The organism is Gluconacetobacter sacchari (genome assembly GCF_014174255.1).
Taxonomy (GTDB): Bacteria; Pseudomonadota; Alphaproteobacteria; order Acetobacterales; family Acetobacteraceae; genus Gluconacetobacter; species Gluconacetobacter sacchari.
This window is the reverse complement of sequence record NZ_JABEQJ010000023.1, coordinates 45,918-60,007: the sequence shown is the minus strand read 5'-3', so window position 1 is coordinate 60,007 and position 14,090 is coordinate 45,918. Positions and strand designations below refer to the sequence as shown.

The following is a 14,090-nucleotide window of genomic DNA, read 5'->3' as shown; positions in this document are numbered from 1 at the left end:
GCCGGCACGTATTATTGGCGCGCGCCGTCCTGTCGCCCCTGTTGCTGGCAGGCTGCATGGTCGGCCCGTCCTACCACCGTCCCACCGCCCCGGTCTCTGCGCGGTTCAAGGAACTGGTGCCCGCCCCTGGGTGGGAAAGGGCCCGGCCGGCCTTGGCCGAACTGCCCAAGGACGCATGGTGGACGATCTATGACGATCCGATCCTGAACGATCTCGAATCGAGGGTCGCGATCTCCAACCAGAACATCAAGATGTACGAGGCCAATTACCGCCAGGCACGCGCCACCATCGACAGCATCCGCGCGCAGTTGTTCCCGACCATCAGCGGCAGCATCGGCTTCAACCGCAATGCCCATGGCGGCTCGTCCCTCTCGTCATCGGGCAATTCCTACGCCAACTCCGGCACGCAGTACAATTCCTACAGCATCGGCCCCAGCGCCAGTTGGGATCTCGATCTGTGGGGCCGGATTCGCCGCAATATCCAAAGCCAGGTCACGGCCGCCCAGGCCAGCGCCGCCGATCTGGCCAACGCCACCCTGTCCTATCAGGCACAACTCGCGACCGCCTATTTCAACCTGCGCTACCAGGATTCGCTCCAGGACCTGCTGCGCCGCTACGTTGCGTTCAACACCAGGGCCCTCGAAATCGCCCAGAACCAATACGATGCCGGCGTCGCCGACCCGACGGCGGTGATGCAGGCCCGCACCCAGTTGGAACAGAACCGCGCGTCATTGATCCAGGCCGGCGTCGCCCGCGCGCAGTACGAACACGCCATCGCCGTGCTGGTCGGCCGCGCGCCCGCCGAACTGACGATCAAGCCCGGCACACTCAGCCAGGCCATCCCGCCCATCCCGGTCGGCGTCCCGGCCGACCTGCTGCAACGCCGGCCGGACATCGCCGCCGCGGAGCGGGCGATGGAGCAGTACAACGCCCAGATCGGCGCCGCCATCGCCGCCTTCTACCCAAGCGTGACGATCAACGCCAGCTATTCGCAAAGCGGCGGCGACCCGGTGACCTCGCTGATGAGCGTCGCCAACCGTGTCTGGTCGCTGGGCGCCTCGGCCACCGAAACCCTGTTCAGCGGCGGCTCGCGTACCGCCGCGGTTCATTCGGCCGACGCCCAGTACGACAGCGCGGTGGCCACCTATCGCCAGACCGTGCTGACGGCCTTGCAGAATACCGAGGATCAATTGTCCAACCTGCGCATACTGGCCCAGCAAGCCACGCAGCAGGAAGTCGCCCTGGATTACGCCAACCGCGCTGTCCAGGTCTCGCTGAACCAGTACGAGGCCGGAACGCAGATCTACACCACCGTCATCACCAACGAGACCACGTCCCTGGGCATTGCCGAGACGGCCCTGTCGATCCAGCAGCAGCGCATGGTCGACAGCGTGGCGCTGGTCCAGGCCCTCGGTGGCGGATGGAGCGCCACGCGCCTGCCCTCCAAGGCATCGCTCCAGACCGATAATCCGCTGCTGCCCTCCTTCATCCAGCGGGACAAGAACCAGTAAGACACTGGTTCCACGTTTTCGCCGTTTGTACGTCTGCCCGGCACGGGGCCGGAACGCCTCATCGATCGGCCCAGGAAGCCCCCAGGACGCACCAAAGGTGCTCTCGTTTCGAATCCGTGGCAAAACCACAAAAAAAACCCCGGCCAGAAGCCGGGGTTTCGCCAATCAGGCCATGCGTCGGTCGTAACGCGTTACTGGAACAGCGACAGAATATTCTGCGACTGGCCGTTGGCGATCGTAAAAGCCTTGATGGCAAGCTGCTGCTTGGTCTGCAACGACGTCAGCTTGGCGCTGGCCGCCGCCATGTCGGCATCGGTCAGGGCGCCCACACCGTTCGTCAGCGCATCTGTAATGTGCGACGTATACGTGGTCAGGCCGGTGATCTGGTTGCTGTAGTTCCCCACCGTCTGGGCAACCGAACTCATATTGGTGATGGCCGCCTGGATCGCCGACACCGCGGTCGTCACGCCGCCCTTGAAACCGACGGCCAACTGGTCCGCCGCCTGCCCGGCGCCCGTCGCAAACGCGCTGACCGCCCCTCCCGACGGAGTGACCGACGTAAACGCCCCGATCGCTTCCTTCGTGACGGTAGACATGCTCACATCCGGCTTCGCCGAACCCGCATACACCAGACTCGTGCCATCGGCGGAGACGGAATAGCCCGACCCGAGTTGGGTCGCCAATGCCGTCAGCATAGCCGACGAATTGGCACCTGATGTGACCTGAATGGCCGTGTTGCCATCTTTCGGCGTCCCGCCCGTCACGGTACCGGTATCGGTCGTGAACTCATAATTCTTACCCGCCACCTGGATAACCGATGCCCCAGCGATGGAAGTCGTCGCGTCGCCAGTACTGTTGCCAGCCGTCAGTGAGCCCACCGCATAACTGAAAGCACCGCTTTCGAGACAATATCGGTGCCGAACAGCGGGTTCTGATTTCATATCGATCATTATCGACGCGGCCCACGTCCGCACCGCACGATCCATCCAATGTCAGATCGGGCGCCGCAGGCACGCGAGGCGATAGATTCCAGGCCGACGCCGCACACCCTCGGCATGAAGGCCATCCCGCGAGACAGCGCCCCGGCGCCGGCAAGGGGGCCGGGGCGATCCTTCACAAGATCGTCTTGGCGGTAAGCAAGGCGATCAGCAGGAAGACGACAAAGGCAAGGATAAAGAGAAAGAAAAGGATCTTCGCAATACCGGCGGACGCGGCGGAAATCCCGGTAAATCCGAACAGTCCGGCAATGATCGAAATCACCAGAAAAAAAAGAGCCAGCTTCAACATCAATTGCGCTCCATGCATGGGACCTGACGGTCGAACGCCGGGTCGGGCCGGCGGTTCCTCAGCGACGCACCCACGCCATCGCCAGGGCAAAGCCCGCCATTCCTGCCGTCACCACGGCGACCAGAGGCTGGTCAACCGTCAGGTCGCGCACGGCATCGCCGGCGGCGAAGCAGGCGGCACGAACTCTCGTGCGCAGTATCCGGCCCTGGCCCGTCAGTCGAGGCGCCGGATCGCCCAATACCCCTCCAAGCCCGTCCTGAAGCCGGCCCACTCCTTCTTCCAGCTTCGCCTCGAACTGTTCATCCACCATCCTGAACGCCCCGATACCTCGTGAAACATAACGATATAGGCCCTATGGGCGTATCATGACATCCTTTTCAAATCGTTGCTTGCCGGCCATGCGCGGACCTGCTTAATGTCTCCCGCGTACGAGGAGGCACCGCCACGCGCCCGCGCCACCCTCTCCCCTTCGCGGCCCTCCGCGGGAAATCGTTCTCCCTCCCTGAAACCACCGCTCCAACACGGGCTCGCTCTGCGTGAACAGTTCCGACAGCTTCCCTTCGCGCGGCGCGATGCCGGTCTGCATCCTGCTGTCTGTCCATAACGGCGCGACCTTCCTGGCGGACCAGCTACGCTCGCTGGTGCAACAGACCCACCAGGACTGGGCGCTGATCTGGCGGGATGACGGATCCACCGACGACAGCGCGCGGATCGTACAGCACTTCGCCGACACCCAGCCCGCCGGACGATGCGTGCAGATCACCCGGATCACCGAGCGCCTGGGCGTGGCCCGATCGTTCGCTCTCCTGCTGGACCAGGTCCCGGACGGTCACCTGGCGGCCTTCTGCGACCAGGACGACGTATGGTTTCCCGACAAGCTGGAACGCGCCGCGCAGGCCCTGTTGCCTTTGCATGCGACGGGCCGGCCGGCCCTGTATTGCTCCCGCCAGGTCCTGACGGACGCGGCACTCGCCCGGCTCGGCCTGTCCCCCCTCCTCCCCTCCGCGCCGACTTTTTCCATGGCTTTGGCCCAGAATATCGCCACCGGCTGCACGATCACGCTCTCGCCCGCCGCGATCCGGCTGGTGCGGGCCGCCATGCCGCCGCCGGCCCGCACCCTGCATGATTGGTGGAGCTATCTGCTGGTCAGCGGCGCCGACGGTCAGGTCGTGACCGACAACCGGCCAAGCCTCTATTATCGCCAGCACCAGAGCAACGCCGTGGGCGCGCCCGCGCATGTCGCGGCGCGCGCACTGGCGGCCTTCCGGCGGGGTCCGGGCCCTTTCATGTCCGCCTTCCGTACCAACGTGGCCCAGCTCCTCTGTCACGCCGACCTGTTGAGCGACCGGAATACGGCCACGCTCACCACCCTCCAGCAGGCATTGGCCATCCGAGGCCCCGCCGGTTGGCTGGCTCGCTTTCGGCTACTGCGCCGGCTGCCGGGCCTGCGGCGCGGCACCCGCGCGGAACAGATGGTTTTCCGATCCTGGTTCCTGCTGGGTTAACCCGGCCTCGCCGCCCGGCCAGGTTTGCGTCCCGCGCATCGATCCGCGTATGGTCGGCACCTTGCCGGATACAAGGTTCTCAAAGGCTTCCCTCCCATGACAAAAGCAGCCCCCACGATGTCGCGAAACGGAGCCCTGCGACGACCGGTCCATTTCCATCTATCCGCGGACAGCGGATGGAAACAGCGGTTCCACCTGGCATGGGCGGACATGCGCGAGGGCGCGCATCTGTGGAGGCTCATCGCGGTCCTGGGCTTTCTGGACATCAAGCTCAAATATCGCGGCTCGGCGCTCGGCCCCTTCTGGCTGACCATTTCGATGGGGGTGCAGGTCGGGGCGATGGCCTTCATCTATGCCGACCTGTTCCACACCGACATCCACTCCTACCTGCCGTTCCTGTGCCTCTCCATCATCGCCTGGAGCTACCTGAACGCGCTGGTGACCGAAGGCTGCGGCTGCTTCATCCAGTCCGATGCCGTCATCAAGGGCATGCGCATGCCCTTCAGCGTCCATGCGGGGCGCAGCATCGTCCGCAACACGATCATACTCGCCCATAATGTCGTGGTGATCGTCGTCGTGTTCGCCATCATGGGCGTGCATCAATCGCTTTCATCCCTTCTGGCGCTGCCGGCATTAGGCCTGTGGCTCGTCGACGGCTTCGCGTTCTCGCTGTTCTTCGGCGCCCTGTGCGCCAGGTTTCGCGACGTTCCGCAGATCATTTCGGCAATCATGCAGATCGCCTTTTTCGTCACCCCGGTCATGTGGTCCACGACGATCCTTACCGGCCATCGCGAGGCCCTGCTGCTGATCCGGTTCAACCCGTTTTATTATATGCTCGAAATTCTCAGGGCGCCTCTTCTCGGCACGCCATTGTCCGTCATGACCTGGGGCTGGGCCCTGGTCATTTCCGGTATCCTCATTTTCCTTTCATGGATCGCCTTTGCACGAACGCGCGGCCGGATCGCCTTTTGGGTCTGAATATGATGGCAAACCTCACAGCATCCAATGTCTCGATCGGTTTTCCGCTCTATCACAGCGACAGCCGCTCATTGAAGAAGACCATTCTGGGGCAGGCCTCGGCGCGCTTCGGGCGGGACAACAACAACCGTCCCGTCGTCCAGGCACTCCATGACATTTCCTTTTCCCTCAATTCCGGCGATCGCCTCGGGCTGATCGGCTCGAACGGATCGGGCAAGACCACCCTGCTGCGCGTTCTGTCCGGGATCTACCAGCCCACAGGCGGCACCCTGTCGGCGAAAGGCCGCATGACCGCCCTGCTCGATCCCGGCCAGGGCATGAACCACCAGCTCACCGGACGGGAGAACATCCGGCTGCGCGGCCTGTATCTCGGCCTGTCCGTTTCCCAGACGCAGGAACTCGTCAAGGATGTGGAAGATTTTTCCGAACTCGGCCATTTTCTCGATCTTCCGGTCCGCAATTACTCCTCGGGGATGACGATCCGGCTGGCCTTCGCGATGGCCACCGCCTTCCCGCCCGAAATCCTGCTGATGGATGAATGGATCCTCGCGGGCGACGCCGTTTTCATGGAAAAGGCCAAGAAAAGGGTCGAAGGCATGGTCCGGCATGCCGACATCCTGGTACTGGCCAGCCACTCGCCTTCGATCCTGCTCGAATGGTGCAATCGCCTGCTCTGGATCGAGAACGGCCAGATCAGGGGCGATGGCGCCCCGATGCGCATTCTCGAACACTACCTCCCGTCTTCAGCGTTCAAAGAACTGGCGAAAGCGGAAGCTGCGCCGTAAGACGCACCAGGAAAAGGCCGCTCCATGACCCTGTCCGCCCTCCGGGCGCCACCAGCACTCCGCAGGATGGCCGCCGACCGGCTCTCCCGGACCGCGGGCGCCGCATATCGCTTCCTGCGGAAGCACCCGGCCATCAGGAGGGCGCTCCGACCCATCGCACAGCGTGTCTTCCCGTCGCTCGTCTCGTTCCATGCCGCGCACATTCCCCGGCATGACTACGAAGACTGGATAGCCCGGCACGACACCCTCACGGCGCAGGATGAAGTCGCCATCCGCGCCGACATCACCCGCTTCCCGCGCCGTCCGCTGCTGTCGGTCGTCATGGCGACCTACGAGACGCCCGAGCGCTACCTGCGGGCGGCGATCGCGTCGCTCCAGGGCCAGATCTATGAGGAATGGGAACTCTGCGTGGCCGACGACGCCTCGTCGGCCACGCATGTCGCGCGCATCCTCGACGAGGCCGCGGCGGCCGACCCGCGCGTCCGCGTCATCCACCGCCCGGTACGCGGCCATATTTCGGCGGCGTCCAACTCCGCGCTCGACCTGGCGACCGGAGAATGGGTCGTCCTGATGGATCACGACGACCTGCTGCCGCCAGACGCGCTCTACGAACTGGCCGCCGAAATCGTCGCACACCCGGACGCACAGGTCATCTATACCGACGAAGACAAGATCGACGACCGCGATCGCCGCTACAATCCCTATTTCAAGCCGGATTTCGACCCCGACCTGCTGCTGGGCCAGAATCTTCTCAGCCATCTCACGGCCTACCGGCGCGATCTCATCCTCTCGCTCAACGGTTTCCGTGAAGGGCTGGAAGGCTCGCAGGACCATGACCTGGCCCTCCGCGCGACCGGCGCCTGCGGGCCGAATGCCGTGCGCCATATCCCACGCATACTGTATCACTGGCGCCAGCAGACAAGCCGGCGGTCCTTTTCCCAGTCCGCCATGGCCCGATGCATCGCCGCGGCGCGCACGGCCATCGCCGGGCACCTGGCGGCCCGCGGGGTCGAGGCCGCCATTCTCCCCGCCGCCGGCATCCATCACCGGATCGTCTTTCCGGTGCCGGATCCCGCGCCACTGGTTTCGATCCTGATCCCCACCCGCAACCGGGCGGACCTGCTGCGCGTCTGCCTCGATGGCGTGCTGAAACGGACGGACTACCCGGCCATCGAAGTCCTGATCGCCGACAATGACAGTACCGAACCGGACGCGCGCGCATTGCTCAAACACGTGCAGTCCGATCCACGCGTGCGGGTCATCCCCCAGCCCGGCCCGTTCAATTTCGCGCGGATCACGAATCGGGTCGCCGCCGAGGCACGGGGTGAAATCCTCCTTCTGCTCAACAATGATATCGAAGTCATCGAAAGCGGCTGGCTGCGCGAGATGGTATCGCACGCCGTCAGGCCCGATGTCGGCGCGGTGGGGTGCCGCCTGCTCTATCCGAATGGCCGGCTACAGCATGGGGGCACGGCGCTGGGCGTCGGGCGGATCGGCGGCCATATTCTGACCGGCGCGCGGCGGGACGATTACGGCCCGTTCGGAGTCCTGGGCCTGCTGCGCAGCGCCAGCGCGGTCACGGCCGCCTGCCTCGCATTGCGGCGCGACGTCTGGCGGCAGGTGGGCGGAATGGACGACATCAACCTCGCCGTCGCTTTCAACGATGTCGATCTATGCCTCAAAATCCGCGCCCTGGGGCTTCGCATCGTCTGGACGCCGTTTGCGGAACTCTATCATCATGAAAGCGCGTCGCGCGGCCCCGACCAGTCCGGCAGCAATGCCGAACGTTTTCGGCGCGAGGAAGATTTCATGATCGCGCGCTGGGGGGACGCTCTATTGAACGATCCCTATTACAACCCGAATTATACATTGAAGAACGCGAATTTTTCCCTCGCGACCCCTCCCCGGCATGACCGGCGCCATCGCACAGCGCCCCGACCGTCAACCCGGCTGGATAACATCTGACCCCGGAAAGACATCCGGCACCGGAACGCCCATTTTGATCAACGCTTCATGCAGGCCTCGCCGATTGGCCTGATGGGAGAATTGCTGCCGGGCCATGTCGAGCGCCGCGGCCGACATCCGCTGCCACAATCCCTCGTCAGAGGCGAGCGCGACGACCCTGTCGGCGAACATTTCCGGCGTATCCGCGATCAGAACATTTTCGCCGTCGACCAGGTTCATGCCTTCGGCGGCGACGGTCGACAGGACACAGGGCAATCCGCTGGCGAGGCTGGAAGCCACCTTGCCCTTCGCACCGGCACCGAAACGCAACGGCGCCACCGAGGCACGCAAGGTCTCGAACCACGCATGCAGGTCGTCGATCGGCCCGAGATAGGTCACGCCGTCTTCCGGCCTGGCGATACCGTCCGGAAGATGGCTGCCCACGATCGAAAAGGTCAGGTCAGGACATTGCCGTCGAACAAGGGGCCAGATTTCAGCCAGAAACCAGCGGATGGCATCCAGGTTCGGCTGGTGGGCGAACCCGCCCACGAATCCGACTCCCCGTCGCGCTGAAAAGGGCGCGGCGGGCGGCACGATATCGCGGACAAGAGGCTGAAGCAGGACCGGCGCGCGCGGAACCGCGGTCGAGAGGATCTCCTTCTCGGTCTCCGAGACGACAATGGTCAGGTCGGCGTGCCCGACCAGCCATTCCTCACGGTCGCGCGTCCTGCCGGCCTGTTCCAGCGCATCCCGGTCGCCGCTCAACAGTGCCGCGCGCTGCTCCCGCAGGAAATACAGATCGACGGTATTGAAGATGATCCTGGCGTCGGGACAATTGTAGCGGACCAGTTCGAACAGCGCACCGCCACAATTGAACCGCACGAGGATGACCAGCGTAAAGACATCCCGATTCTCCTCGATATAGCGCTGGACCTGGGCCGAACCATTCTGCGGCACCAGCCTGACCCCCAGGGCGGCCAGTCCGTCACGATACCGCTCGTCCTGAATCAGGTCGCTGGCCACCCCAAAGACAACCTCAAACCCCATGGAGATCAGGTTGCGGATCAGATTGACCGCATCCAGCGAGCCGGAATCCCGGTCGGGCTCCGGCCAGCGATCATCCACGATCAGGGCCACCGGCCCCCGGCGCCCCGCCCACCGGGCCAGTTCGCCAGCCGGGTCCGCGACCGGGGCCGGCAGCGCCGGTTGGGGCGCCACCACCGTCAGTCCGCCGCGCCGCCTGATCTGCTGCCACGCCCGCCAACGCTGGGGCAACTGCCCCGTCGCGCTCCACCACCCAAGCTTCGCGCTCCGGACCGACAGCTTGCGCACTGGCGCGGGCACCCGCCGCCCCACGCGCATCAGCACCATGCAGGCCCGCCAGATATTGCTCGCCTGCAAGGCCTCGCTCTGCGCCGCCAGGGCCGCCTTCTGCTCATGCAAGGTTCGCAACTGGGCCATCAGGGCGCTGTTTTCGCGCGCGATCTGCTGGACCCGATTCTCCGTCCTGCCTTGCAGGCCCTGAAGTTCCGCCTCACGCTGGGCCAGCGTCTCCGCCTGTCGCGCATAGGCTGCCTTTTCCGCGGCCAGTTCCGCCTTCAGGCCCTCCAGAATCGTCTCCCGCCCCGCTCTTTCCGCGTCCTGCCCGGCCCGCAATTGCGCCAGGGCCGCTTCATGCACGCGGGCCTCCCCCTCACGAACCACCCGTTCGGCGGCACACTCGGCCCGCAGGCGCACCAGCTCGGCTTCATGCGCGCGGGCTTCCGCCTCATGGGCCGCCTGTTCCGCGGTGCGCTCGGCCCGCAGCCGCGCCAGTTCGGCCTCATGCGCATGGGCCTCCCCCTCCAGGCGCGCCAAGGCCGCCTCATAAGCCTGCACACGTCCGTCAAGTGGACGCAGGAGGTACTGGTCGATATGCGCGTCGGTCAGCGCGACGATATTCGTGTAATAATCCTCATCGAACGATCGATTGCGTTCCAGCGCATGAATCTCGCGGCCGATCCCGTGAGAGGCCAGCTCGAACACCCGGTATCCCAGCCCCTTCAGAAAGGTCATGAATTCATCGGGCGAAACGAGGCTGACCTTTCGCAGCCACATCGGAAAGAACTCGCTGACGATGATCGGCCGATCCCGCAGCAGCAGGGCCCGCCCCCCGCGCAGCACCAGGGCCTCGGCACCTTCGACATCGATCTTGATCAGGTCGATCCGACGGTCCCATGCCAGCCCGTCGAGCACGATGGTCGGGATATCCTCGACCAGACTGGCATCTTCGGGAATCGTGCCGGAGACCATGACGGCATGGCCCGAATTGAACTCGCGACTGAAGGTCGCCATGCTGACGGTACCGGCGGTGTCCGACAGCGCCGCGCAATGCAGGATGCAGCGATCCTGAAAGCCATTCGCTTCGACGGACGCCCGCAGCCGTTCGAAAATCGCCGGACGAGGTTCGAACGCATAGACCCGGCCTTCCGGCCCGACCTTATGGGCGCCAAGGATGGTAAACCAGCCGATATGCGCGCCGATATCGATGAATGTGCCGCCCTTTCGCAGGATGGAGAGAATGAAGGCGGTTTCCGCTGGCTCCCAATTATCGGCGATCGCTCCGGCGGACACGCCGACATCCATCAGGTCAGCCCAGATCCTGAGTCCGTCGCGGATTTCCGCACAGACCCACTGCGTCGCTCCCGCCGAAAACGCGCCCAGCACCGCGCGCCGGCGAAATTCCCGTGATTCCATCAGCCGAAGACCGAGAACCTGCGGCGACTCCTGCAGGCTTTCATAGGCCTGCACCTCATGCGGCAACGGCGCGCGGCCCAGCAACGCCTGAAAGATCGTCTCAATCTGATTCGAATCGGACACGGCGGATAACGTTCCTTATATGGGTCGAATCGACGGCTGCGGCGCCTGCAAGGCCTTCAGGCGCTCGGCCGTGACCCGCAGCGATCCGGCCCAGTCTGCCGTCGGCGCCCATGCCAGTTCCCGGCGGGCCAGCGCGATATCGAGCACATTGACCGGCACGTCGCTTGCCCGTCCCTGCCGATAGATCCTGCGCGGCGCCTCCACGCCCATCGCCCGCCCGACCGAGGCGACGACATCGTTGATGCTACGGCCGATACCGGACCCGATATTGAAAATCCGCTCGGGGCCATCGTAAACGGCGGCGGCGATAAAGGCCGATATCACGTCGTCGATATAGATGAAGTCACGCACGACCGTTCCGTCCCCCCATATCTCGACGGGCCGGTCAGCGAAGATGCTGGCAATCGCGGCGGCAATGATCCCCTGCTTCTTGCCGGGATCCTGATAGGGACCGAACGGATTGGCAATCCGCAGGGCCACCGAGTTCAGCCCGTGGAGATATTCATAGAGATAGAGGAATTTCTCGATGGTCAGCTTGGCGATGCCATAGGCCGAGATCGGAAACGTCTCCATGGTCTCCCGGATCGGAACATGTTTCGGAATACCGTAGACGGTACCTCCCGACGATGCGAACACAAGCTTTCGGACGCCCGCTGTCCTGCACAGATCGAGCAGATGGATCGTGCGGTTGACGCTGCCCAGGATCTCGGCTTCCGGATTCCGGTTCGCGCTTTCGGGCAGCGTGCCGCCGATCAGGTGGAAAACGTAATCGCAGCCGTCGACGGCACGGGCCAGAGCGGATTCGTCGGAAAACTCATAGCCCCGCCAGTCGAGATGCGGATCGGCATCGCGCAGCCGGGGCGGCCGCCCATAGGCACGGACAAGCCCCCCCTCCTCCACCAGCCGGTCGACAAGCGCCTGGCCGATAAATCCGCCGGCACCAAGGACCAGGCAGGTCCGGCCGGCCATCGGCAGGGCCGTCATCGCATGATCTGCCGGGCGAGATAGGCTTCCATCTGCTCGACCATCCGTGTGGTGGTGAACTGCGCCGCGGCATCCCGCGCGGCCTGCGATATCCGCTCGCGCAGTTCCCCGTCTTCCGCCAGGAACGCGATCATGGCCGCCAGATCGGTGGCATTTCCCGGCGCGAAGATCAGGCCGGTACGCCTGTCCTCCACGATCTCGACATTCCCTCCGACAGCGGAGGCGATGGTCGGGATTCCCGTTGCCATGGCATGGATCAGCGTCAGCGAGAACGGCTCGTACAACGACGGGAAAAGATAGAGATCGTGCCGATCGAACAGGTCGCCAAGGTCAGCCTCGGCCACCGGCGGCAGGAACGTCACCTTCTCCGCCAGCCCCAGCCGGGCAACCAGGGACATCAGATGGGCGAGATACACCGCATCCGTGTCGTCGCCCACGATCGTCAGCGAGAAGGATCGCCGGTCGGCGCCGGAACGCCGGTCGAGTTCGCCCAGCGCCTCGATCGCGGTATGCACCCCCTTCAGCCGGACGAGACGGCCGGCGAACAGCAGCCGGACGGGTCCCTCCCCCAGTTCCCGGCGGGGTTTGCGCGTCCGGGCCAGCACATCCGTCAGATCGACGCCATTATGGATGACGGTAGCGTCGCGAAAGCCCAGCCCGGCGGCTTCATGGAGAGCCTGCATCGAGCGGGCACCGAAGATCGCCGCAACCTCCATCTTGTGAATGGTCTCGGCCGGCACCAGCCCTCCACCCGGCCGATCGCCATAGATATGGCGCTCGAAATAGGTGCCGATAAACGCCGGCGCCATCATTTCAGCCAGCCAGTTGTCGGTCAGCATGCAGACGGCGGGCACGCCAAGACGCTCGATCATATGGAAATAATCTTTATGCAATCCATAAAGGTTCCAGGCGAAAACGACGTCGGGGCGCAAACGTTCCACCAGTTCACGCGTGACGATCGCATTGTCGTCCGAAATGACCTGCCGGCGCAGTTCCCCTTTGGCGAAGGACTGGTAGATGGTGTCGCCACAGAGCAGCCGCAGCCCCTGGGCCACACGCATTCCCTCATGGTCGGATATCCTGCCGCCATAGCAGCTTGTCAGGACACGCACCTCATGGCCACGCTGTGCCATCGCCCCGGCGACACGGGCACAGAGCACCTCATAGCCGCCGATCTGGTTGGGGGGGAAAAGATTGCTGATAAAGAGGAGCTTCATCACACTGCCAGCAGCAGCTTGGACTTCATGTCCGCGTCGGCCGGCAGGCCGTTGGTGGCCAGCGAGCCGGAGGGATTGGCATCGAAATAGGCGATGCATGCCTGCGCGGCGCGGGTCAGGCCATGCTTCTCCAGGATCTGCCAGGCCTGCTGAACCCGGGCGCCATTCGCGGCCTCGTCATGCGACAGGCCCCAGAGAAAGAAGGACGCCACCATAGCCCAGTCGACGCGCACACCGGCATGGTTTTCCTTGATCGTGTTGGTCTCATGCACCCGATAAGACAGAAGCTCCCTGTCGATAAAACCGATCCGGCGGCGGTTGAGCGCCAGCCGCAGGCCGAAATCCATGTCATGAGCATATCGCAGGTCCGCAAAACCGCCGAGTTCGTCGAATACCCTGCGCCTGGCGACGAAATTCGATGTCGTCATCAGGACATTGGCATCCATCAGCGCCAGTCCGGGGTCGCGGCGCGCGATGAAACTGTCCAGTCCCTCCTCATACCAGGCATTGCGGATCGCAACGCCCTCGTCATTGACGAATGATAGTCCGCTGGCCACGAGATCCAGCCCGGCATCCCGGTCCAGCGCCCTGACGAGGTGATCGAGCCGGTTCGGCGCCCAGACATCATCGGAATTCAGGATGGCCACATATTCGGCGGTCGCCGCCCGCACCCCGCGATTCAAGGTCACGGCGGCCCCGCAATTCGTCTGGCCGGCAATCCGGATCCGCGAATGCCCGGCTGCGAACTGCCTCGCAATCTGCAATGAGTCATCTTGCGACCCATCATCGATAACAATGACTTCCCTGACAATATTCCCCTGCTCTATGACGCTCTCAAGAGCGCATTCGATATATGAAGAATGATTATATAACGGAATGACAACAGAAACTCTCCCTTCACCCTCCATATTCGACAACAATTCCACCTCCTCAGAAAATCATTAATATTATTTATTATTTAGTTTTTCTACATACCATGCCGAAAACGCATCGCGCTTCCTTCCGGAAGCCGCTCATCAA

12 protein-coding genes are annotated in these 14,090 nt (G+C 63.9%); 5 read left to right on the top strand and 7 right to left on the bottom strand.

The window, feature by feature from the left end; genetic code table 11:
• The first annotated feature begins 56 nt into the window (after positions 1 to 56).
• Positions 57 to 1,511 (top strand): efflux transporter outer membrane subunit, encoded by a 1,455-nt coding sequence (locus HLH48_RS16130; protein ID WP_246387404.1) that lies wholly within the window; start codon positions 57 to 59, stop codon positions 1,509 to 1,511.
• Positions 1,512 to 1,702: 191 nt separating this feature from the next.
• Here the strand turns inward: HLH48_RS16130 and HLH48_RS23585 are convergent, their stop codons facing one another.
• The 3 genes from HLH48_RS23585 to HLH48_RS16115 form a co-directional block, all read right to left on the bottom strand.
• Positions 1,703 to 2,461, bottom strand: coding sequence for a flagellin (locus HLH48_RS23585; RefSeq protein WP_272502285.1), 759 nt, complete (start codon positions 2,459 to 2,461; stop codon positions 1,703 to 1,705).
• A 163-nt stretch (positions 2,462 to 2,624) separates the two neighbouring features.
• Entirely contained in the window at positions 2,625 to 2,798 is a 174-nt protein-coding gene (locus HLH48_RS16120; protein WP_182947497.1) for a DUF1328 domain-containing protein, read from the bottom strand.
• A gap of 58 nt (positions 2,799 to 2,856) precedes the next feature.
• Complete coding sequence (locus HLH48_RS16115) at positions 2,857 to 3,108, bottom strand: hypothetical protein (RefSeq protein ID WP_182998500.1); 252 nt, start codon at positions 3,106 to 3,108, stop codon at positions 2,857 to 2,859.
• 226 nt (positions 3,109 to 3,334) lie between these two features.
• Between HLH48_RS16115 and HLH48_RS16110 the strand changes: the two genes are divergently transcribed.
• The 4 genes from HLH48_RS16110 to HLH48_RS16095 all read left to right on the top strand — a co-directional run bounded on the left by HLH48_RS16110 (position 3,335) and on the right by HLH48_RS16095 (position 8,031).
• Positions 3,335 to 4,303, top strand: a complete 969-nt coding sequence (locus tag HLH48_RS16110) for a glycosyltransferase (RefSeq protein WP_264812223.1) — start codon at positions 3,335 to 3,337, stop codon at positions 4,301 to 4,303.
• Between the two features lie 117 nt (positions 4,304 to 4,420).
• Positions 4,421 to 5,281 carry an ABC transporter permease gene (locus tag HLH48_RS16105; protein WP_246387398.1) on the top strand — a complete coding sequence of 287 codons (861 nt, stop codon included), beginning with the start codon at positions 4,421 to 4,423 and terminating at the stop codon, positions 5,279 to 5,281.
• A gap of 5 nt (positions 5,282 to 5,286) precedes the next feature.
• Positions 5,287 to 6,066 carry an ABC transporter ATP-binding protein gene (locus tag HLH48_RS16100; protein WP_182998518.1) on the top strand — a complete coding sequence of 260 codons (780 nt, stop codon included), beginning with the start codon at positions 5,287 to 5,289 and terminating at the stop codon, positions 6,064 to 6,066.
• A 24-nt stretch (positions 6,067 to 6,090) separates the two neighbouring features.
• Complete coding sequence (locus tag HLH48_RS16095; RefSeq protein WP_182998498.1) at positions 6,091 to 8,031, top strand: glycosyltransferase family 2 protein; 1,941 nt, start codon at positions 6,091 to 6,093, stop codon at positions 8,029 to 8,031.
• Here the strand turns inward: HLH48_RS16095 and HLH48_RS16090 are convergent.
• From HLH48_RS16090 to HLH48_RS16075, 4 genes are read right to left on the bottom strand one after another with little or no spacing between them, the layout of a single operon-like run.
• The gene (locus HLH48_RS16090; RefSeq protein WP_182998497.1) at positions 8,008 to 10,869 is read right to left on the bottom strand and encodes an FkbM family methyltransferase; all 2,862 of its coding nucleotides are present in this window, start codon (positions 10,867 to 10,869) and stop codon (positions 8,008 to 8,010) included. The genes HLH48_RS16095 and HLH48_RS16090 overlap by 24 nt on opposite strands.
• Before the next feature lie 15 nt (positions 10,870 to 10,884).
• Positions 10,885 to 11,853, bottom strand: a complete 969-nt coding sequence (locus HLH48_RS16085) for an NAD-dependent epimerase/dehydratase family protein (protein WP_182998496.1) — start codon at positions 11,851 to 11,853, stop codon at positions 10,885 to 10,887.
• Entirely contained in the window at positions 11,850 to 13,070 is a 1,221-nt protein-coding gene (locus HLH48_RS16080) for a glycosyltransferase family 4 protein (protein WP_182998495.1), read from the bottom strand. Before HLH48_RS16080 ends, HLH48_RS16085 begins: the two co-directional genes overlap by 4 nt.
• Positions 13,070 to 13,978: a glycosyltransferase family 2 protein gene (locus HLH48_RS16075; protein WP_246387402.1), complete on the bottom strand. Its 909-nt coding sequence runs from the start codon at positions 13,976 to 13,978 to the stop codon at positions 13,070 to 13,072. The genes HLH48_RS16080 and HLH48_RS16075 overlap by 1 nt, the downstream gene beginning before the upstream one ends.
• Positions 13,979 to 14,090: the final 112 nt, after the last annotated feature.